Consider the following 19,839-nt stretch of genomic DNA (forward strand, 5'->3'; position numbering starts at 1 on the left):
TTCTGAATGATGGACTCTTTGAACTCTTCTGAATAGCGGGCCATTGATTACTCATGACCGCCCCCTGTTGAGATTTCTAATTTCAGGAGAGGCGACAACTATGCTGACACAGGGGGCACTGCTCGTCATCAAATTTAGCCTTACCCCACTCATAATATTTACAAAATTCATCCATATTAGGTAATGTTCCTATATGCTCAATTTTTACTTCAGTTTCTCTGGTGCATTTTGTTGTTGATGGGTCGCAATTTAAAATAAATTTTTGAGGTGTTATTTTACCAAAAAACGTATGATTCTTAAACATTTCAGTTTTTCCGTTTTCATAGCACATCCATAATGGTTTATTTTTATTATCATCAATACAACATCCAGGTTTAACATCAGGATTTTCACAACACGAAACTCTTTCTACTGTAATGTCCGGTGCCTTGGTGGTCGTTGCTTGTTTGGTTATGGTATTTTTGGTCGGTGATCCAGTGGCCGTGGCATTGGTTACTTTTTGGGTAGATAAGGACGTTGCAACAGGCGCTGCTGTAATCAAGGTCGGTGACTTGGTCGTGTTATTTTGGGCCGACGTTTGGTTGGTCGTGGTATTGTGGTTCGGTGATCCAATGGCCGTGGCATTGATTACTTTTCGGGTAGATAAGGACGTTGCAACAGGCGCTGCTGCAGTCAAGCTCGGTGCTCCAATGGCCGTGGTATTGATTACTTTTCGGGCAGACAATGCCGTTGCAGCAGGAGCTGCTGCAGCTAAAAGGGTTAAGCCATAAATGCCAGCAGACGCGGCCCCAAGCAACCCTATGGTTGCAACTGCTGTCAGAAAAGGGTGACGGACAATCCATTTAAACGCCCTGGTCCCACAACTTCGATCATCCTGCCTCACACCCGATTCTGCATCGCTTTGTGGAGCCTTTACGTAACTACGAAGCTCAATATTTGAAAATGCTGCTTGATTCATGAACTTGCTCTATTATGGTTAACTCATTTCTACGTGTACAACTGATAGATAACGTGAGTTCGATACACAAAGGGCGAGAAAACTCCGGTTGTTTAACTATCTTTCTGTTGTAATTAATACCTGAATCCGTAACTTCAGAAGACGTTGAAACCTTCGGGAGTCAATCATGACAATGAGTGTAGACTAAATTACGCGATGTTCGACTTTTAAAATGACCTAAAAATGCATGACTGACCTCCTTTTCTGCTATTAATAGCAGTGGTTAACCAGAAGGAGATCAGCCATGCCTGTTGAACAGTTTATCACTACGCCTCCTGTAAGAGAAAAATCTTGCACGATCTGTGTTTTTTTATAAAATAGGGGTTGTTAAGTGATACTGTTGTGTTAGATTATCCACCCTGTCAGGGGGGAATAACATGTATCAAGTCGCCAGGGATGAAGATCCATTGGATGCTTTAGTGAACTATCTTTACGATAAAATCATCCAGCAAAGCTCCGAGGTACTGAAAAATGCTGAAGACTTTTCCATTGAAGTACTGAAAAAAGAAAATCCATCTTATGCTGAAATAGCAGAAGACATGAAAAAGATTGGCGACATGATGGATTACCTTATTAATCACGGTCAATTGAAATCTAAAGGCTACACGCAAAATCATTGGACTTTAAATAAAGCCCAAGATTATGTTAGGTTTGTAGCTGAAGTAGCTAAAGCAATACAGGCCGAAGACGAAATAAAACTTAAAACACTAACGAAGACGGCTAATGAGTGGAGCTTCTTATGAAAGACATGACGTTCGAACAGATTGCTAACGAAATCATCAAGCTCGCAAACAAAGTTGGTGCAACCGCAAGACAAGCCCGTGAGAGACATCTGAAAGAAGCGGCAAAGCTGCAAAAAAAGGCAGCCTAAGACTTTGTAAGTAAATAAGAAACCGCCGAAAGGCGGTTTTTTTTCGCCCTAATTTCCCCACCCTTTCCATTTGCCGGAGCCGAGTGCCTGGGTAAGTGATTTGCCAGAGGTGAAAGATTGAGACCAGCCGTCGTCGACGTCGGGAGCGGAGGTTTTCTTTTGTTGCTGCTGATATTGATTCGCCAGGGAGTGCTTGACGAAGATCGGCGTGCCGAAAGAGGCGGGGGTGACGTGGACTCGGGAGAGGGCGTCGATGAGAATTTCAAAGGCGTCCACTTGGTCGTCGTGCTCGACGGAGGGGAAGGCGGTGGCTTCGGCAATGAACTCGTCGAGCCAGAGAAGCTGGGGTCAGGTCTTTCTTTGTGCATAACTTTTGTGGTTTACAGAGTTAAAAAGAAGATATTTGCAGAATGTAAGGCCTGCCCATCCCTCCTGGGAGCCTGACCCCTGATTTTCTGACCCTGATTTTTAAAACGGTTCGATCGTTCAGAAACGGCTGAAAATTCCCGGAAGGTAACTGGCTGTCTTATTTGTTAAAACTTTTTTCAAAAGCTCTGGTCAAATAACAAAAGTTTATCGGAATCAAAATTGTGGGAAACGCTCTACCAACAATAATCCGGTTTTGTTTCACCCACATCTGCTGATATAGCTGAATGCCACGCAGCTACGGCTGACTGCCAGGTAGCACCACAGCTTGGCATCGAGATTAAGCAGCTACAGGCGGATTTACAACGGTTTGTATCGGGTTATAAGGACTTTTTAACTCTGGCCACGGTGCCTGAATCCAGTGCAATACCACCGGAAGTCCAACCTTTTATCAATGAACTACTGCCCCTTGAAAAACAAGGCATAGTTGGTCAGTCCACTTAAAGCACTGGATGTGGAATTCTCGATGGGTGCCCAGATATTCATGTTTTATCTCATTATTAACCAATGAACAGAGATAGAGTTTATTTTCGATGAATGTTGCGGATGTATGTCAAATCTGTTTCGAGTCTTTTAATGAAAATGATAATGAAGATCTTCGATGTGATGATAAAGTAGTTCTCCCGTGTCATGAGACTCATGTCTTTGGAAGAAAATGCATTGCTCAATGGTTTGACCGATCTAAGAAATGTCCTATTTGTAGGTCTGAAGTGCCGTCATTTATCCTTGAGAGTATGCCTCTTACTCGTTCATTGCATGAACGGGTAATCAGAAAAGTTTCTCAAATTGCTACTGATGTTTTTATTTGTGCTGCTAGCTCTGCTCTTACTGCGGCAACCTTTATTGGTGCCGCCGGCATTATTAACCTTGCCATTGGTTTGGCTGAGACTGATGATGTTGAGTCTTCCCTGGCTACTGGTGTAAGTACAGCCATTGCAACTGGATCTGTTTTTGGAGCGGCAAATAGCCTGGCTGACTTAAAACTTTTCGCGTTTACGGGTGCGGTAATTGGCTTTGCCGGTTGTCCTATAGCTTTTGCAAGTAATGGCTACCTTTCTGCTTCTCATTTTGCTGGTTTTGCTACTGGTGCATACGTTGGCGGAATTTGGTCCTATATTAGTAGTACTCATCTGGATCCATAAGGCTCCTGGAATATTGATCTTCAACTCACGCAAACCCCTCACCAGGCTGAGCTTGTTGCAAAAGTAGCGAGAAAAGCACAGCACTTTTTCGACAGCCTTTTAAGCCGGAGGTATGTTCAGGTATAGGCTCAAAATCAGGGTCAGACTGGTCATGCCCCTGATTTTTGTTAAAACGGTTCGATCGTTCAGAAACGGCTGAAAATTCCCGGAAGGCAACTGGCTGTCTTATTTGTTAAAACTTTTTTCAAAAGCTCTGGTCAAATAACAAAAGTTTATAGGAATCAAAATTGTGGGAAACGCTCTACCAACAATATCGGGTTTTGTTTCACCCATATCTGCTGATATAGCTGACTCCCACGCAGCTACGGCTGACTGCCAAGCTGACTGCCAAATAGCATCAACATCCACTCGTTCTGTCATTCGAGCCGGGCATAGCTCCCCTTATTGCCAGCGGTTTGAGGCGGATAATTCACACGAAACCGAGCTTTTCTCTCCACTACCCAACCGTGACATCGCACTTCCGGTTACCGATAGCCACAGGCCTGCCAGCCATGGCCTGGAACCTGCCACCCCTGAGAGGCAAACCCGGGCCCTTATGGGTGGCAAGGGACTGTTTCTGCACCGAATGCAACAAGCCAGGATTCCGGTTCCACCCTTCACTGTGGTTGACACAACTCTGGTCGCCAAGCTGGAGCAACAGCCTTTCCCCGCACAATGCCTGTTGCCTTTATCTGCCAGATATACACCATTGGAGCCACGAATCACGCAGCCTGGAACAATTGCGCAGGATCGTTACCGAACTCCCCCATCCGCAACAGGCACAATGGCTCAAGGGATTATCCGGATTTATTGCCAGTGAAGATTTCTATCAACAGGTGAAAAATATCAGTGCTGCCGGGGACATTCGTCATCTCTACCTCGCGCTTGGGCAACCATCCGGCGAAGCCTGCATCGTCCGAAGTTCCGGTGTGGATGAAGACCGCTTCGGCGATGCTCAGGCCGGTCGGTATGACATTTTCCTCGCTTGTTTCAGTTTTTTTTGCTTTCCCTGTCTCTGATGATTTCAGCAGCACTGACTTAATAAACAAGATTCAAGTACTGGAATTTTCCAACAGCCCCGAGCCAGCTAGAAATAGATGGCTGTTTTGTGTTTTCGTGGTTGCTCAAACTTGAGCACAAATCCAAGACAATGAACTTTCTCTTGATTAGATGGTCTTAAAATTCACTGGACAGCAGCTGTCCACTTAACAAAAGAGCCATTGATCAAACCAAATTCTTATGGTCGCCAAAGTCGGTCCTGATAATTTGTGATCTGATTTTTCAGTCACCCTGCACAATGAAAATTCCACATTGCTCAGGTCATTATTACCTGACTTGGGAGTTCTCATGGCAAAAATGATTAAAACATTAAATGATGACCCCACTACCCGTTTTACCCGGCTCTTCTTCTGAAGCAGTTAGTAAAGGAGCCATACACAACACTGAGCATTGCCAGGGTTCTGTCGATACGCCACAGGGCAAGGTTTCCGTTTCATGGCACATCGGACAACAGCACCATCTCGATTTTGCCTCAACCGGAGACATTTCACTGACCCAGCGGGATATTCAACACCTGTCAGCCCATCTGCCCGGATTTAAGCCACAGCCCGGGAATGGTGACCAGCCCCTGGTGACCGTGGAACACGTCCAGACCACCAGCCACCCGGTCATCGAGCAACGTGAAGGAGCCGTTCAGGTTATGGCTCCCGATAACGACATCATGCCGGATACCCTGCCACACCTTCTTTACGGGGCCTGTCGGGTTGAGTGGTTACGAAGAAAACTGTTCCCGGTCCATGCGGCCTGTATCGGCGATGCCTCGGGCTGTTACCTGCTTGCCGGTTCCTCAGGCTCTGGCAAAACCACACTGGTACTGGAGCATGCCCGGCAGCATCGCAATTTGCCAGAACGAAAAATTATTTCGGCAGACAAAACCCTCGTCAGGTTTACCGATGACGGGCAACTCAAAGCCGTTGCGGGCACCAAGACCATTTCGGTGCGTAACCATGATATGCCCAAATGGGAGCCCGTGGTCAGTGCCGGAGTTGCTGAAGCAGGAAAATCTGAACAGTCCCTCACCAGTGTTGGCGACCGGACCCATTTTCAACTGCCTTCGGATTACTACAGTGACCCGGAATCGGAAGTCCCGATACGGGAGATTGTGCTGGTCAAGTTAAACGACAATTTCATGGAAAACACCCTGACCGCTGAAAGTGCAAGACATCAGCTGTTTAACCTGTTCCTCGACAAGCAGCGCGAGGATATTCTGATCGGTGATCATGATGCCGTCCTTGATGGAACCGTTCCTCGCGAGGTCAAAGACTACCTGGCGCAGAAGCTCGGGGATTATCTTCGCGAGGACGGGCGGCAGACACGACAGATCAGCGGCCCACTGCAGGACGTTTACCAATCCATAATGCCCACGCTGTCCATGGAGGTGCTGCCAACGGACAAAAAAAAAAGATAGTGATTGGCATCTGTGGCATTGGCAACGGTCATCTGAACCGTCAGTTGCCCTGCCTCAATTACCTCAGGGACAGAGATCATCAGATCGTCCTGTTCACTTACGGGCAGGCGCTGGAGTATTTCCACAACCATCAGAAGGAGTATCCGGGGGTTCGCGTATGTGAGGTGAACAATCCCTACATTGCTGGCTGTCTGACCGGGCTGGATTTTGAGGCCACCAGTGAGCTGCCACAAAACAACCGCATGAACTTCAACCAGATCAACTTCCGGGCCATGGCAGTAGCGAACCAACAACTGGGTACTCCGGATCTGGTGATCAGTGATTACGAGCAGGTGTCCGCCCAGTATGCCTACAGCAAACAGGCTCCGCTGATCACCAGCGACCAGCAAAGCAAGTTTTTAACCGGCAGCTTCATACCTGATCTGGCGGGTACGTCATTTCGGGATGAACGGGAGCGGCTGTCACTTTTCTTTCCCCGTGCCGACAAGCGTTTGGCAATCTCTTTCTTCAACGTTCAACCTGGAGTTCAAGAGCAACAGCGCAGGGATACTGCCAATGTGACCCTGCTGCCACCGGTGATTCGTCCGGAAATCATTGCTGCCAAAGAACAAGGCCATGGCACAACGGCCTCGTTACTGATGTACATTACTGCCCAGTCGTGGACCTCTCTGCCTATTGATCAATGGCTACAGACCGTCCGGGAGAGTGTACCAGACGGCATCACAGTGCATATATTTTTACCCATACAGTGCCTGCTTCCTGCTGATAGTGCGTGTTGTCGGTTTTATCACCATGGCGACGCCCAATTTGTTTCATTACTTGCTGCTTGCGGCGGGGTGATCTCCACCGCAGGACACACACTGCTGTCAGAAGCCATGTACCTGAACAAGCCCGTCTATGCCATACCCCTGAAAAATCTGTATGAACAGCAGATCAATGCCAAAGTGATTGGCGACAACCAGTTTGGAATAAACTCGGGGGAGCTGAGTGCAGAAAAACTGAAAACGTTTATTGCCAACCTGGCTTTTTATTCCGACAACATCGGCAAAGATAACACCGTGCTTTTGCGGGGCAATGGCAAAGACCAGGTTATCCAGATCGTTGAGCAGACGCTGCAAGAAAACCAGCGCCCTGTTCAGGAGCCCTCCCCCTGCCGGGAGATCACATTTGCCAGCACGGATTCAGGGGCAGAAAAAAAGATACTGTTTAATGCAGAACCCTTCGGTTTTGGCCCTTCTGCTGCCATCGGGGAAATATTTCCTTACGTGCGCAAACAGGCCAGACACCTCGCCTATATCGGCGAAAAGCACACCCTCGATATTCAGTCCAAGTACCCCTATAACCGAATCATTGACTGCACCGAACAGGGCTCTGCCACCGACCGAAAAGAAAAGTACCTCCGCCACCTGCGTGAATACGATCTGTTTATCACCGCCTGTGATCTGGAGGTTGCCGGGTGGGCCAAAGAAGCAGGCCTTGAGGTCATCGTATATGATCCACTGTCCTGGTACTGGAAAGAGGTGTCTCCAGCCATTACCCATGCCGACCTCTATCTGGTACAGAACTTTCTCACCGTGCAGGAGCGGTTACAGGAAAACAGCAATAAACTGCCGGAAACCATCGTCGTACCTTCCATTGTGTCCGGCCTGCAGCGTCTTCAGGATAAGCCCCCCCAAACCAATACGGCCAGTCTGTTGCTGGTCAATACCGGTGGGCTGATGAATCCCCTGGTGACTTCTTCCATCATGATGAACTACGCAAAAATCATCATGAACTGCATCAACCAGACCCTTGGCAGTCACTACGACCAGCTCCAATTTCTGGGCAGCCGTACCCTGGCAGAGGCCACAGGGGACCAGTTTGAGGTCCAGACACTGACACCTGATCAAGTGCAGGATGTTTTGCAGCAATCAACAGTGGCCCTGATGACCCCCGGACTGGGCAACATATTTGAGGCGGCCGCCCTGGGGAAAAAAATTATCTGGCTGCCTCCGGCCAATGACAGCCAGGGCCAGCAGTTAACACTGCTAAAGCAAAATCACATGGTGGATGCCAGCATTGACTGGCATGACATATTTCCCGGGACCGCTCCCATTGACTACTTCAAAAGTCAGGAAGAGGTTATGGAATCCATCACTCATCTTATCGAAAGGTTAACGACGGAACCCGGAGCAATCACAACGCTCAGCCATCTCATGGCTATTGCTCACCAGCAACTGTCCCATACCGACGAGTCATCATTGAGTGAACTTGACCGACGATTTTCCCATGGCGGAGGGAAAGTCATTGCTGATCAGATTCTGCAGAGACTACAAAACACCCTGAAGGAGGAGGAAAAACAATGAACCCACTGGCACGCCCCAATTGCAGTAACAATACCTTTAAAGAGATCAGTTATACCGATCATAAAGTTTACGATGGACAGCGGGCTGACCCGAAAGTCATCAAAGAAGCCTTTGTGGAGCATGGTTACATCGTTGCCGGGAATGTTTCCACTGCAGCGGATCGTGACAGTGCCGTCAGCCTGTTGCAGCGTCAGGTCAAGCATCATCCGGGAGCCAGCATCAATGGTTTTTTTGAACTGTACCATGACGATGCCCTGGCCCAGCTGAGGCAGAACCCAACCATGGTCAAGCTGTTTGAAACCCTTTGGGATAATAAAAAACTATGGGTGGTGTTTGACCGATGCATTTATATGCGGCCAGAAACAGACCATAACAGCTTCCTCCCCCTTCATGTGGATCAAAACCCTCATACCCAGCCCGGTTTCAGTGCGGTTCAAGGCTTACTGGCGCTCAGGGATTGTGATAAAACCACCGGCATGCTGGGTATTATCCCCGGCTCCCATCATGACTTCGGGCAATATAAATCGTGGTCAGATGATAAACAGGGCTGGATTGAATATCAGGGCGAGGATGTACAAGACCGTTGGCAGACACTCCGGGCTGTGCAATTGAAAGAAGGGGAGATGGTGGTTTGGGATTCTCGCCTGACCCACTCACGATTTAATCCAGACCCGGACTGCACCGACGACAGGCGCGAGCGTATGCTGGCGATGATCAGCTTTCTCCCCGCCTCTGCCGATGAGGCGCTAAGGGAAAAAAGGGTGCACGCCCTGGAAAGTGGCGAAGGCCAATACAATCATGAGGCAGGATTGCGGAAAACGGCAGGTTCTCATTTTGAATCATTACGGGTAAACCGGGAAAACCTGACGGCAACAGGCAGGAAAATCTATGGCGTCGAACCTTGGTGAGCCTCCCATAAAACTCTTATGATTCCGGGCAGAAACAGGCTGTTCCACCTCCTGCAGGCTCCAGCCGTTTATCTGAGTTAATTAATCAAAGGGCAATCAGGCTGCCCGTGAACTTCCTGACCTTTGGCCTGTCTATTAAAACCGTGAATCAATGGTTGCGATGTGTCTCGCAGTGCCGGTAATAACTCATTAAGAACGGAGTAAGTCAATGAGCGACCCTCTGATTCCAGGGGCTGTCGGCACTTCGATTGCACCGGATTGGCCGGCAAATGAGCCTGCTAAAACGACACCCCCCGGCTCCCCTCGCGCTATGGCACTCCCAGAAGCAAGCCCGCAAAAACAGCCGTTGTGGCAAAGAAAGATTACCGAACTCCCCCCAGAACTGTTGGCCATAATTTTTGACTACCTTGAATTCGACGACATCCGGCAAGTTAATGCAACCTGTCTGGCATTCCGGGACGTGGTGAAAGAATACAATTATATTCAGGAACTGTCTTATTTTGACCGACTTCCGCTGAGCTTTCGGGAACAGTACCGGCAAATAGCCCCGTGGCAGAAAAAATACCGGAGCTTTCATCCATTTGCCACTCCGGCATCACACAACCACAGAGGGATATCGTTCAGGGACAGGATAATAAAGAACCTCCCGCAGATGTCCGCACTATTATGCCTTGACACCTTGGGGAGGATGGAATCACGTCCGGCTTATCGTATGGTCAAGCGATTAAAAGTTACGATCCCTCAGCGTGCAGCATGGCATTCACAGCCACAGGCCGGTGTCGTACTTGGGGTTCGCTTCAGCCCGTCCTGTCGCCATCTGTTGTTTTATGGCCGTTGCCTGAATGACTCCCGGGTTCTGGCCAGGGATGACCAGGGGCAATGGGCAGAAGAGCACCTGAATTGGTCCGATAACAGCCGCTCCCGGGTGGTTTCCGGGGCAAATTTCAGTGCGTGTGAAAATCGCCTGTTTACCTGGAACGGTATGAATCGCGCGAATATGTTGCAACCTGCCCACAACCGCTGGAACGACGACGACAAGCTAAAGTTGTCGGGTCATGCGGTCTTGTTCAGCCCCTCGGGGAAATATATGGCGGCCTACAAGCACGAACCTTTCATCGTCTGTCGCATGGACAACAATAATAAATGGCTGAAAGTGAAGGTTAACGGCCTCTCCGGAGAGTTGATTAAACAGGCCCTGTTCAGTACATCGGAGCGATATCTGGCACTCCTCTGGTCGCATCTACCATTTTGTGCGAGTGAAATAACGATGCTATCTCTGAACGATTGTAGCGCTAAAGACTGGAAATCACAGAGCCTGGAAAAATGTAAAGATGATTATGTTACTCATGCCCAATTTAGCCCGGTCGCGGATCAGTTTCTGGTGGGGTTTGAAAAAAGTTATGGCATTCCCGGGCGGGTCTCAATATACAGCCTGGAAGCATCGGGAGAATGGGAAGAGACGATGATCTTCCCATACTTTTGTCCGGTTTTCTTCAGTTCTACCGGTCAATATCTGTTCAACAAGGCCTCATTCACGGGCTTCGTGGGCCTTGGCATGCTGCAAGATATGCTGCAAGACAGAGTCAGAGACCGTGATGTGCTGCTATGGCCCATACCGGAAAATTTGTCTGCCGGGTCGCTGGACGATGGTCGCTTGCAGCAGCCGGATGCCGTATCAAGAGCGATTCGTGATTCAGAAATAACGCTCAGACATGATTTTCCGGTGAAAGTGGCGCGGTTCAGTCCTTCTGGCAACCACTTAGTGGTCAGCTGCGAGTCGGGTACAGTCTACATCTGGGGGAAGAGCCAGGCTGGACAATGGGGAATTGAAACCATCACCGAAGAATGCGCCCCAATCACCGTACCTTGGTTTAGCCCGTCCGGCCTTCATGTGCTGACCTGGAACCCTTCAATGGTAGGAATCCTCGGGCGCAGCGATCAACAGCACTGGTCACTCAAAGGGGTTATCAAGCAAGACGGTATTCTGAAAGCCTACTTCAATCCACTATCAGAGCATGAGGTGATGGTCCTGGGCCAAACTCAGAATGGCGATGTTACCAATATCCATTTACAAGTCTGGGAAATAAGAGATGCTGGTACGCCGGATTGAAGGCAAATGCGGTATGCATTACCACGCAGAGCTTGGAAATAAGAAGACACCGGAGCCTGCTGGATGTCAAACAACCTGTCTTAGGGTAGATATTAAGGAATTCATGTCAGAAAACCGGTGACTTTACTCCGTTGTCATTCTGAGTTAATGATCAATAATTTTTAAAACAGCCTCTTAATGTCTACCGTAAGAACAACCTGTTTCTGTCCGGAAACTTCCTGCCCTCAGGTCTGTCCAATATCACCATAAATCCATGGTTATGAAGGTTCTGGTACATGGTTTCAATGAGTTTGACATGTACAATCTCCGTTCACCCTGAGCGGAGTCGAAGGGTGCTTGGCACGATCTGTCAGAGTCCGGAGTTTCCGCCTTTAGGCCCTATGGGTCCTTCGACAGGCTCAGGACGAACGGAGTGCGGAGGCACAACAACCCGTCAAACTCATTGAAACCATGTACTACCAGAAGTGCTGGTAATAACTCATTAAGAATGGAGCAAGTCAATGAGCGACCCTCTGTTTCCAAGGACTGTCGGCGCTTCGATTGCACCGGATTGGCCTGCAAATGAGCCTGCTAAAACGACACCCCCCAGCTCCGCTATTGTGCTCACGGCGGCAAGCCCGCAGACACAGTTTCCACAAAAACAGCCGTTGTGGCAAAGAACGATTACTGAACTCCCTCCCGAACTTTTGGCCATGATTTTTGACCACCTTGAGTTCGATGACATCCGGCAAGTTAATGCAACCTGTCTGGCTTTCCGGGAAGTGGTGAAAGAATACAAATATATTCAGGAACTGTCTTATTTTGCCCGACTTCCGCTGAGCTTTCGGGAACAGTACCGGCAAACAGCCCCGTGGCAGAAAAAATCCCAGTGCTCTCATCCATTTGCCACTCCAGCATCACGCAACAACAGAGGGATATCGTTCAGGGACAGGATAATAAAGAGCCTCCCGCAGATGTCCGCACTACTATGCCTTGACACCTTGCGGAGGATGGAATCATGCCCGGCTTACCGTCTGGTTCCGCGACACAAAGTCACTCTCCCGCTGCGTGAAACAATTGAATCATTTCCTCAGACCGAACCTCCTTTTGATTTTTGCTTAAGCCAGTCCAGTCGTCATCTGTTGTTTTATGGCCGTTTTTTGAATGACTACCGAATTCTGGCCAGGGATGACCAGGGGCAATGGGCAGAAGAGCACGTCAATTGGTCCGATAACAGCGGCAGTCGGGTGATTACCGAGGCAAATTTCAGTGCTTGCACAAATCGCCTGTTAACCCGCAGCAGTGAGGGTTACGTTAATACCTTACGGTCTGCTAACAGCGGTTGGGAAGAAGTCGGCAAGGAAACTTTGCCGAACCAGAAGGTCCAATTCAGCCCTTCCGGGAAATATATGGTGACCTGTAATGAGGACGATCAGGTAATGGTCTGGTGCATGAACGAAAGTAATAATGATTGGCTGAAAATGAAGGTTTCCGGCCTCTCCCCCAGAGCGTTGATTGGTAAAGTCCAGTTCAGTCCATCGGAACGGTATCTGTCACTGCACACGCTGGATAAAAGGACCATTTTATCTCTGGATGATTGTGGAGTCTGGTCAGCACAGCATTCAATATTAATAACAGAGAATTGCGGTTATGCCTGCTTCAGCCCAGTGGAAGATCAGCTTCTGGTGTATATTGAAGACAAACCCTACAGTCCCGGACGGATCGCAATTCACAGCCCGGATTCATCGGGGAAATGGCAAGAAACTGTGATCTTCCCGAAATGCTTTCCTCTTCAATTCAGCTCTACCGGTAAATACCTGTTCGCTAAATCTGATAAAATTGGTGGTCCGACGCCTTGCGAGGATTTGCTGCTATGGCACAGACCGGAAAATTGGTCTGACTGGTCGCTGAACCAGTGTCTCTCGCCGGAGTTGAGTTCCACATCAAGGCTTGAATCAGCAATAAGGCTCAAGCATGATTTTGCTGTGTATCAGGCGCTATTCAGCCCGTCTGACAGTCACGTGCTGACCACCAGCTATGCTGCGGCCAGCACAATCTGTATCTGGGAGAAGAGCCTGGCAGGGACATGGTCAATTCAAACCATCACCAGGGAGTACACTCCAGCCATCACCCGCTTTAGCCTGTCAGGCCTTCATGCGGTGACTTGCAACCCTCACATGGTAGGAATCCTGGGGCGCGACGATCAAAAGCACTGGTCACTCAAGGGGAAGATTGAGCAAAACGGTATCCAGAAAGCATGCTTCAATCCCATGTCAGAGCATGAAGTGGTGGTCTTGAGCTATTCCATAGAAGGCGATATGACCAATTTCACTCTACAAGTTTGGGAAATAAGAGATGCTGATACGCCGGATTGAAGACAATGGTCTGCTGTTTCGAACTCGTTCGCACGGTCCTCCGTGGGAATGCATACCAAACCTCACCATAAAGACAAAATCCCGATTAAACCACCACGATTCCGCGCAATAAGAGTTTGTTTCACCGTTGGCAAATCCGGTATCGCAGAACGTGGAAACGATGAGATACCGGAGCCTGCACAATGTGAAACAACCTGTTTCTGCCCTGGAACTTCCTGCCCTCAGGGCTGTCCATTAACATCATGAATCGGTAGTGAAGGTTCGCGCAGTGCCGGTAATAACTCATTAAGAATGGAGTAAGTCAATGAGCGACCCTCTGTTTCCAGGGACTGTCGGCGCTTCGATTGCACCGGATTGGCCTGCAAATGAGCCTGCTAAAACGACACCCCCCAGCTCCGCTATTGCGCTCCCGGAGGCAAGCCCGCAGACACAGTTTCCGCAACAATTTCCGCAGCAATTTCCGCAAAAACAGCCGTTGTGGCAAAGAACGATTACTGAACTCCCCCCCGAACTTTTGGTCATGATTTTTGACCACCTTGAATTCGATGACATCCCGCAAGTTAATGCAACCTGCCAGACTTTCCGGGAAGTGGTGAAGGAACACAAATATATTCAGGAACTGTCTTATTTTGCCCGACTTCCGCAACGCTTCCGTGAACAGTACCGGCAAATAGCCCCGTGGCAGAAAAAATCCTGGCACTCTCATCCATTTGCCACTCCGGCATCACGCAACAACAGAGGGACATCGTTCAGGGACAGGATAATAAAGAACCTCCCGCAGATGTCCGCACTACTATGCCTTGACACCTTGCGGAGGATGGAATCATGCCCGGCTTACCGCCTGGTTCCGCGACACAAAGTCACTCTCCCGCAGCGTGATCCAGGTGAACCATATAATCAGACCGAAGCTATTCTTGATTTTTGCCTCAGCCAGTCCAGTCGTCATCTGTTGTTTTATGGCCGTTATTTGCATGACCACCGAATTCTGACCAGGGATGACCGGGGACAATGGGCAGAAGAGCACGTCAATTGGTCCGGTAACAGCGGCAGCCGGGTGATTACCGGGGCAAATTTCAGTGCTTGCACGAACCGCCTGTTAACCCGCAACAGTGAGGGTTATGTGAATACCTTACGGTCTGCTAACAGCGGTTGGGAGGAAGTCGGCAAGGAAACTTTGCCGAACCAGAAGGTCCAATTCAGCCCTTCCGGGAAATATATGGTGACCTGTAATGAGGACGATCAGGTACTCCTCTGGTGCATGGACGAAAATAATAATGATTGGCTGAAAATGAAGGTTTCCGGCCTCTCCCCCGAAGGGTTGATTGGTAAAGTTCAGTTCAGTCCATCGGAGCGGTATCTGTCACTGCACACGCAGGATAAAAGAACCATTTTATCTCTGGATGATTGTGGAGTCTGGTCAGCACAGCATTCAATATTAATAGCAGAGGATTGGGGTTCTGCCTGCTTCAGCCCAGTGGCAGATCAGCTTCTGGTGGGTATTGATCGCAAACCCTACAGTCCCGGACGGGTCTCAATTCACAGCCCGGATCCATCGGGGAAATGGCAAGAAACGGTGATCTTCCCGACATTCTTTCCGCTGCAATTCAGCTCTACCGGTAAATACCTGTTCGCTATATCTGATGCAATTCATGGTCCGACGCCTTGCGAGGATCTGCTGCTATGGCACAGACCGGAAAATTGGTCTGACTGGTCGCTGAACCCGCGTCTCTCGCCGGAGTCGAGTTCCGCGTCAAGGCTTGAATCAGCCATAAGGCTCAAACACGATGGCGCAGTGTATCAGGCGCGATTCAGCCCGTCTGACAGTCACTTGCTGACCACCAGCTATAGTGGTGGGTTCGGCACAATCTGTATCTGGGAGAAGAGCCAGGCAGGGACATGGTCAATTCAAACCATCACCAGGGAGTACACCCCAATCATCACCGGCTTTAGCCTGTCGGGCCTTCATGCGCTGACTCGCAACTCTCACATGGTAGGAATCCTGGGGCTCAACGATCAAAAGCACTGGTCACTCAAGGGAAAGATCGAGCAAGACGGTATCATAAATGCACGCTTCAATCCCATGTCAGAGCATGAAGTGGTGGTCTTGAGCCGTACCGGGGAAGGCGATATGACCAATTTCACTTTACAAGTTTGGGAAATAAGAGATGCTGATACGCCGGATTGAAGACAATGGCCTGCTGTTTTGAACTCGTTCCCAGGGTTCTGAGGGTGTTGCAAAAAGTATAAAAGCCTTGAACCACAAAGACACGAAGACACAAAGAAAGCCTTTTTATTGCCGAGCGTAGCCCCGGCAAGCCCAGAAAAAACTTTGTGTCTTTGTGCCTTTATGGTTCCCTTCTTTTTAGGCCTTTCGCAACACCCTCTCCTCCCCGGGAACGATAAAACGAGCTGGCGGCTCGAATCACTATCAGAACAACGCATCTATATGGCTGAGCAGCATTCTGGACTGATCAATCACCCCCAGGGCAGCCCGGGTTTCACCTTGTTGCAAATGCATCATTAACTGCTGCTGATAAGCATGGGACAAACGTTTATCGATTGCCTGCGAATCTGAAGCGGTGCTTTCAATGGCATTACCTGCGGATTCACGTCCATAAAGCGCAGAAAATGCCACCTGCAGATCAGCATGCATCTGACCCGCACTCTCCCGCAGTGCCAAAGCCTCCTGAACCTTGCCATCGCCCAGCAACTGAAGAACGGTCTCTCGATACTCTTTACTTAAAGCAATAGTGTCGAAACCAACTGCTGCCTCAGCCTCTCTTCCTGTAGCAACCGGCGGTGTATAAGCAGGCCCTGGGGCAGAACCAGCGCTATACGCTTCGGTCAGTGACATGGCTTCCAGGGTAATAACTCCAAGATCACTGGCCGTCGCCAGCACATCTTTGGTAGCCGGTGGCATAAAGCCCCGGGCCTTTGCGTACTCCTTCTCCATATCAACAACCTGAAGCTTATGGTTGCGACCATCGTCACTCATATAAACGACAATGTATTCGACTGGCGTCAGCAACGGGTCACGATTGTCTACCACAAAGCTGTGATAAAAATACTCCTGACCAAGCAGGCCCGGCTTCTGGTAATCCAAAGCCGTCACTGGCACGGTTTTAACCACCTGGTAATGCTTATCGAGCAGTTGCACTTCCGGCATAAACGCCGAAGCTTCCCGGCCAAATTTCCCACGTTTTATCTGACTGCTGATTTTGAACCGGTAGGCTCCATATCCGGGTAGCTGCCAGCCTATAACGGCAGAATCGCTGTTAGTCGTTTTCAGCGTTGCAGACTGTTCCGTCAGCCCAATGGTCTGCTGAATAGCTTCGTCGTATATCCGCAGTGGTTGATAATTCAGGGTCGGTAAAGAGTGGTAAACAGCCACAGGCTCTTTAGTCGTCGGGGCTATCGCAGAATCATGGGTTGCACAGCCAGCCAGTAAGCCAAGTGCCAGGCAGAGCGCTGTTTTTTTCATCGGACTACTCAACGGGATAAATTAATTGTCTGCAATTCTATCGGTATTCATCAGAGCGCGAGTCTGTAAACGATTACAGACTCCTAGGCATAGTACATGGTTTCAATGGGTTTGACGGGTTGTCGTGTCTCCGCACTCCGTTCATCCTGAGTGCTGAGCTTGACGAAGCATCGAAGGACCCATAGGGCCTAAAGGCGGAAACTACGGACTCTGATAGATCGAGCCAAGCACCCTTCGACTCCGCTCAGGGTGAACGGAGATTGTACACGTCAAACTCATTGAAACCATGTACTAGTGCAACTAAGCGTTGATACCAATACCGTTCGTGCTGAGCTTGTCGAAGTACGGTGGCACCATCCTTCGACAAGCTCAGGATGAACGGGGTGCATGGGTATTAACACTTTTTTGCACCAGGAGGCTGACCGACAACAGGTTACCGATGGTCAGACACTATTTCGCCTTACGACAGCCACTCAGGTTGGCAAAGAACTGCTGATTCTCTTTGCTGGCCAGCATTGCAGAAATACTCTGAGGCAGACGACGACGCCAGTTTGGATATTCACTACAGGTGCCAGGCACATTCACCGGAGAGTCAATCATCATCACATCTTCCAGCTGGAAGCCGGTGATTTGCGAAGCCGACAAGGCCAGGTAGTAGCTGAATTTCTCCATGATGGTACGACTGAATGCCGGTGCCGTGCTTGCCTGAAGGTCAATGCCTTCTGGTAATTCCCCAAGGTCAGCCAGGGTATTCAGCACCGCCTTGCGGGTCTGTTCACGGGCATCGTGGTCAGCGGCAGCACGCTCTTCGGAGAAAAAGCCCAGGGATTCCATCAGGTCGATGTCTTTGCCATCCCACCAGCCTTTCATGGTGGGTGTGTCATGGCATACCAGCATCGCCAGGGCTTTTTCACGGTACTTGTCGGGTGCCGTATAACGATCCTTATCCTGCTGGAAGATCCCCATCACACTGCCGTACATTCTTGCCGGAGGCAGACTGTCGGTGATTTCCTGAGGAACCACACCCAGGTCTTCACCAAACACCAGACACTGTTGGCGATGACTTTCCAGCTTGATAATACCCAGCAAATCCTGCAGCGGATAGTGGACGTAACAGCCATAACGGGCACCTTTGTTGTCCGTGTTGCCGTTCGGGCACCACCAGAGACGGAACAGTCCCATGGCGTGATCAATACGCAACGCACCGCAGTTACGCATATTGTTCCGGATCAGCTCAACGAAAGGCTGGTAACGCTCCTCTTTCAAGACCACCGGATTGAACGGTGGCAGACCCCAGTCCTGACCCATCGGCCCCAAACCATCGGGTGGCGCACCGGTGCTGGCTTCGAGAACAAATAAATTACGATCCGTCCAGACATCGGCACCGTTGCTGTCTACACCCACCGCCAGATCACGGTAGAGGCCAACCATCATACCGGCGTCTTTGGCTTTTTCCTGGGCTGCGTGCAGCTGTTCATCCATCTGCCACTGCAGGTATTTAAAGAACGTAATCCGTGCCTGATTCGTCTTGGCAAAAGCCCTGACCTCTTTACTGTCTGGCGTCTGGTACGCCTCTGGCCAGCAGCGCCATCCCCAGCTATTAATATCGGTTTTCCGGAAATGCTCATACAGCGCTTCAAACAGAGCAAACTGATCTAACCGCGCTCCCCTTGACTGACAGAAAGCCGTGAACGCCTGATCCCGGTCTGTTCCCTTGCCCAGATGCTGTTCGGCAAACTCATTAAACAACAGTTCCAACACCGACATTTTCAATGGTGCCACCTTGTCGTATTCCACAAGGTCGGTGCTGCGCAATTCATCAATCAATCCCTGATGTTTCGCAACAGTCTCCCGGGCTGACGCACTGTCGGCGTACTCCGCCACTTGTTCAGGGTCAATGTACAGCACATTATCAAACAGACGGGTCGATGGGCTGTAAGGCGAGCAGTGCAGTGGATTGGACGGGTACAGGGCATGCACCGGATTCAGGCCAACAAAATCAGCCCCCTGCTCACCCATACCTGCCGCCAGAGCACCCAGGTCAGTCAGATCGCCCACCCCCCAGTTACGCTCAGAGCGAACGGTATACAGCTGAATACCGGAACCCCAGATTTTAGCGCCCTGTTTCATGGCTTCCGGTTCATAACAAACTTCCGGTACCACAATCAATCCGGCTTCTGCCGTAAATGCTTTCCCCTGAACCGCCATCGTGTGATAACCCAGTGGCAGGTATTCAGGTATTGAAACCTCAAGGGCAATATACTCTTTGCGCTCCAGCTTCATGGTTTCGGACACAACAGCCGTAGTCAGATCGGCATGATGGGTAACCTGGTCACCGTTTTCCAGAGTTATCTGCACAGCAACAGACGATGGACGTTTACTCTTGGAGCAACGCAGTACGAAAGAGAAGCTTTGTCCCTGATGCACAACCGTCACTGGTAATAAAGGAGATTGCCACAACTTTAACTGTTCAGTGGCTATCGCCTGTTTCAGCGACGCATTACTGCTAACGTCAAAACCCATGGCAGCCAGCAGGGGAATTTTGTTCTCAGTGTTAATAGCTACCGGAGTACCATCCCAGTCCTTATAGCCACTGGCCATGCCACACAGGTCACCCAGACTGTCGATAAATTGGTGGTCAAGCATTGAGTTTCTTCATAAGTAGGCCGGCAACCTGGAAGGTTGCCGGAGATTGCACA

General features: G+C 49.7%; 15 protein-coding genes. 11 read left to right on the forward strand and 4 right to left on the reverse strand.

Going from position 1 to position 19,839, the window contains the following annotated elements; all coding sequences use genetic code 11:
- Positions 1-82: 82 nt before the first annotated feature.
- Positions 83-958: a hypothetical protein gene (locus tag CX664_RS25735; RefSeq protein WP_146000007.1), complete on the reverse strand. Its 876-nt coding sequence runs from the start codon at positions 956-958 to the stop codon at positions 83-85.
- 416 nt (positions 959-1,374) lie between these two features.
- Between CX664_RS25735 and CX664_RS13805 the strand changes: the two genes are divergently transcribed.
- The 4 genes from CX664_RS13805 (at position 1,375) to CX664_RS13815 (ending at position 3,436) form a co-directional block, all read left to right on the forward strand.
- Complete coding sequence (locus CX664_RS13805) at positions 1,375-1,740, forward strand: hypothetical protein (RefSeq protein ID WP_101747293.1); 366 nt, start codon at positions 1,375-1,377, stop codon at positions 1,738-1,740.
- The gene (locus CX664_RS27810) at positions 1,737-1,868 is read left to right on the forward strand and encodes a hypothetical protein (protein ID WP_276328490.1); all 132 of its coding nucleotides are present in this window, start codon (positions 1,737-1,739) and stop codon (positions 1,866-1,868) included. The genes CX664_RS13805 and CX664_RS27810 overlap by 4 nt, the downstream gene beginning before the upstream one ends.
- A 117-nt stretch (positions 1,869-1,985) precedes the next feature.
- On the forward strand, positions 1,986-2,312 hold the full coding sequence (locus tag CX664_RS13810; protein WP_101747294.1) for a hypothetical protein: 327 nt from the start codon (positions 1,986-1,988) through the stop codon (positions 2,310-2,312).
- 515 nt (positions 2,313-2,827) lie between these two features.
- Positions 2,828-3,436: an RING finger domain-containing protein gene (locus tag CX664_RS13815; protein WP_101747295.1), complete on the forward strand. Its 609-nt coding sequence runs from the start codon at positions 2,828-2,830 to the stop codon at positions 3,434-3,436.
- A 225-nt stretch (positions 3,437-3,661) separates the two neighbouring features.
- On the opposite strand, the gene CX664_RS13820 is transcribed toward CX664_RS13815, so the two are convergent.
- A complete protein-coding gene (locus CX664_RS13820) occupies positions 3,662-3,844 on the reverse strand; it encodes a hypothetical protein (protein WP_163369468.1) in 183 nt (60 codons plus the stop codon).
- A gap of 143 nt (positions 3,845-3,987) precedes the next feature.
- On the opposite strand from CX664_RS13820, the gene CX664_RS25740 reads away from it, so the two are divergent.
- The 7 genes from CX664_RS25740 to CX664_RS13860 all read left to right on the forward strand — a co-directional run bounded on the left by CX664_RS25740 (position 3,988) and on the right by CX664_RS13860 (position 15,844).
- A complete protein-coding gene (locus CX664_RS25740; RefSeq protein WP_163369469.1) occupies positions 3,988-4,494 on the forward strand; it encodes a hypothetical protein in 507 nt (168 codons plus the stop codon).
- 353 nt (positions 4,495-4,847) lie between these two features.
- Positions 4,848-5,942, forward strand: a complete 1,095-nt coding sequence (locus CX664_RS13835) for a hypothetical protein (protein WP_146000009.1) — start codon at positions 4,848-4,850, stop codon at positions 5,940-5,942.
- Positions 5,942-8,287 carry a glycosyltransferase family protein gene (locus tag CX664_RS13840; RefSeq protein WP_180966496.1) on the forward strand — a complete coding sequence of 782 codons (2,346 nt, stop codon included), beginning with the start codon at positions 5,942-5,944 and terminating at the stop codon, positions 8,285-8,287. Before CX664_RS13835 ends, CX664_RS13840 begins: the two co-directional genes overlap by 1 nt.
- Positions 8,284-9,195, forward strand: coding sequence for a phytanoyl-CoA dioxygenase family protein (locus CX664_RS13845; RefSeq protein WP_101747301.1), 912 nt, complete (start codon positions 8,284-8,286; stop codon positions 9,193-9,195). The genes CX664_RS13840 and CX664_RS13845 overlap by 4 nt, the downstream gene beginning before the upstream one ends.
- Before the next feature lie 208 nt (positions 9,196-9,403).
- Complete coding sequence (locus CX664_RS13850; protein WP_101747302.1) at positions 9,404-11,305, forward strand: F-box/WD repeat-containing protein; 1,902 nt, start codon at positions 9,404-9,406, stop codon at positions 11,303-11,305.
- A 500-nt stretch (positions 11,306-11,805) separates the two neighbouring features.
- A complete protein-coding gene (locus CX664_RS13855; RefSeq protein WP_101747303.1) occupies positions 11,806-13,659 on the forward strand; it encodes an F-box protein in 1,854 nt (617 codons plus the stop codon).
- Positions 13,660-13,963: 304 nt separating this feature from the next.
- A complete protein-coding gene (locus tag CX664_RS13860) occupies positions 13,964-15,844 on the forward strand; it encodes an F-box/WD repeat-containing protein (RefSeq protein ID WP_101747304.1) in 1,881 nt (626 codons plus the stop codon).
- 243 nt (positions 15,845-16,087) lie between these two features.
- Here CX664_RS13860 and CX664_RS13865 read toward each other — a convergent pair whose 3' ends face one another.
- Positions 16,088-17,140 (reverse strand): MalM family protein, encoded by a 1,053-nt coding sequence (locus CX664_RS13865; protein WP_101747305.1) that lies wholly within the window; start codon positions 17,138-17,140, stop codon positions 16,088-16,090.
- A gap of 450 nt (positions 17,141-17,590) precedes the next feature.
- On the reverse strand, positions 17,591-19,786 hold the full coding sequence (gene malQ, locus CX664_RS13870; protein ID WP_101747306.1) for a 4-alpha-glucanotransferase: 2,196 nt from the start codon (positions 19,784-19,786) through the stop codon (positions 17,591-17,593).
- Positions 19,787-19,839: the final 53 nt, after the last annotated feature.

It is taken from the genome of Endozoicomonas acroporae (assembly GCF_002864045.1).
In the GTDB taxonomy this organism is placed as follows: domain Bacteria; phylum Pseudomonadota; class Gammaproteobacteria; order Pseudomonadales; family Endozoicomonadaceae; genus Endozoicomonas; species Endozoicomonas acroporae.

Coding starts and splice junctions, on each gene's coding strand:
- CX664_RS25735 (WP_146000007.1), bottom strand. CDS start 958: ATGAATCAAGCAGCATTTTCAAATATTGAGCTTCGTAGTTACGTAAAG.
- CX664_RS13805 (WP_101747293.1), top strand. CDS start 1,375: ATGTATCAAGTCGCCAGGGATGAAGATCCATTGGATGCTTTAGTGAAC.
- CX664_RS27810 (WP_276328490.1), top strand. CDS start 1,737: ATGAAAGACATGACGTTCGAACAGATTGCTAACGAAATCATCAAGCTC.
- CX664_RS13815 (WP_101747295.1), top strand. CDS start 2,828: ATGAATGTTGCGGATGTATGTCAAATCTGTTTCGAGTCTTTTAATGAA.
- CX664_RS25740 (WP_163369469.1), top strand. CDS start 3,988: ATGGCCTGGAACCTGCCACCCCTGAGAGGCAAACCCGGGCCCTTATGG.
- CX664_RS13835 (WP_146000009.1), top strand. CDS start 4,848: ATGATGACCCCACTACCCGTTTTACCCGGCTCTTCTTCTGAAGCAGTT.
- CX664_RS13845 (WP_101747301.1), top strand. CDS start 8,284: ATGAACCCACTGGCACGCCCCAATTGCAGTAACAATACCTTTAAAGAG.
- CX664_RS13850 (WP_101747302.1), top strand. CDS start 9,404: ATGAGCGACCCTCTGATTCCAGGGGCTGTCGGCACTTCGATTGCACCG.
- CX664_RS13855 (WP_101747303.1), top strand. CDS start 11,806: ATGAGCGACCCTCTGTTTCCAAGGACTGTCGGCGCTTCGATTGCACCG.
- CX664_RS13860 (WP_101747304.1), top strand. CDS start 13,964: ATGAGCGACCCTCTGTTTCCAGGGACTGTCGGCGCTTCGATTGCACCG.
- CX664_RS13865 (WP_101747305.1), bottom strand. CDS start 17,140: ATGAAAAAAACAGCGCTCTGCCTGGCACTTGGCTTACTGGCTGGCTGT.
- malQ (WP_101747306.1), bottom strand. CDS start 19,786: ATGCTTGACCACCAATTTATCGACAGTCTGGGTGACCTGTGTGGCATG.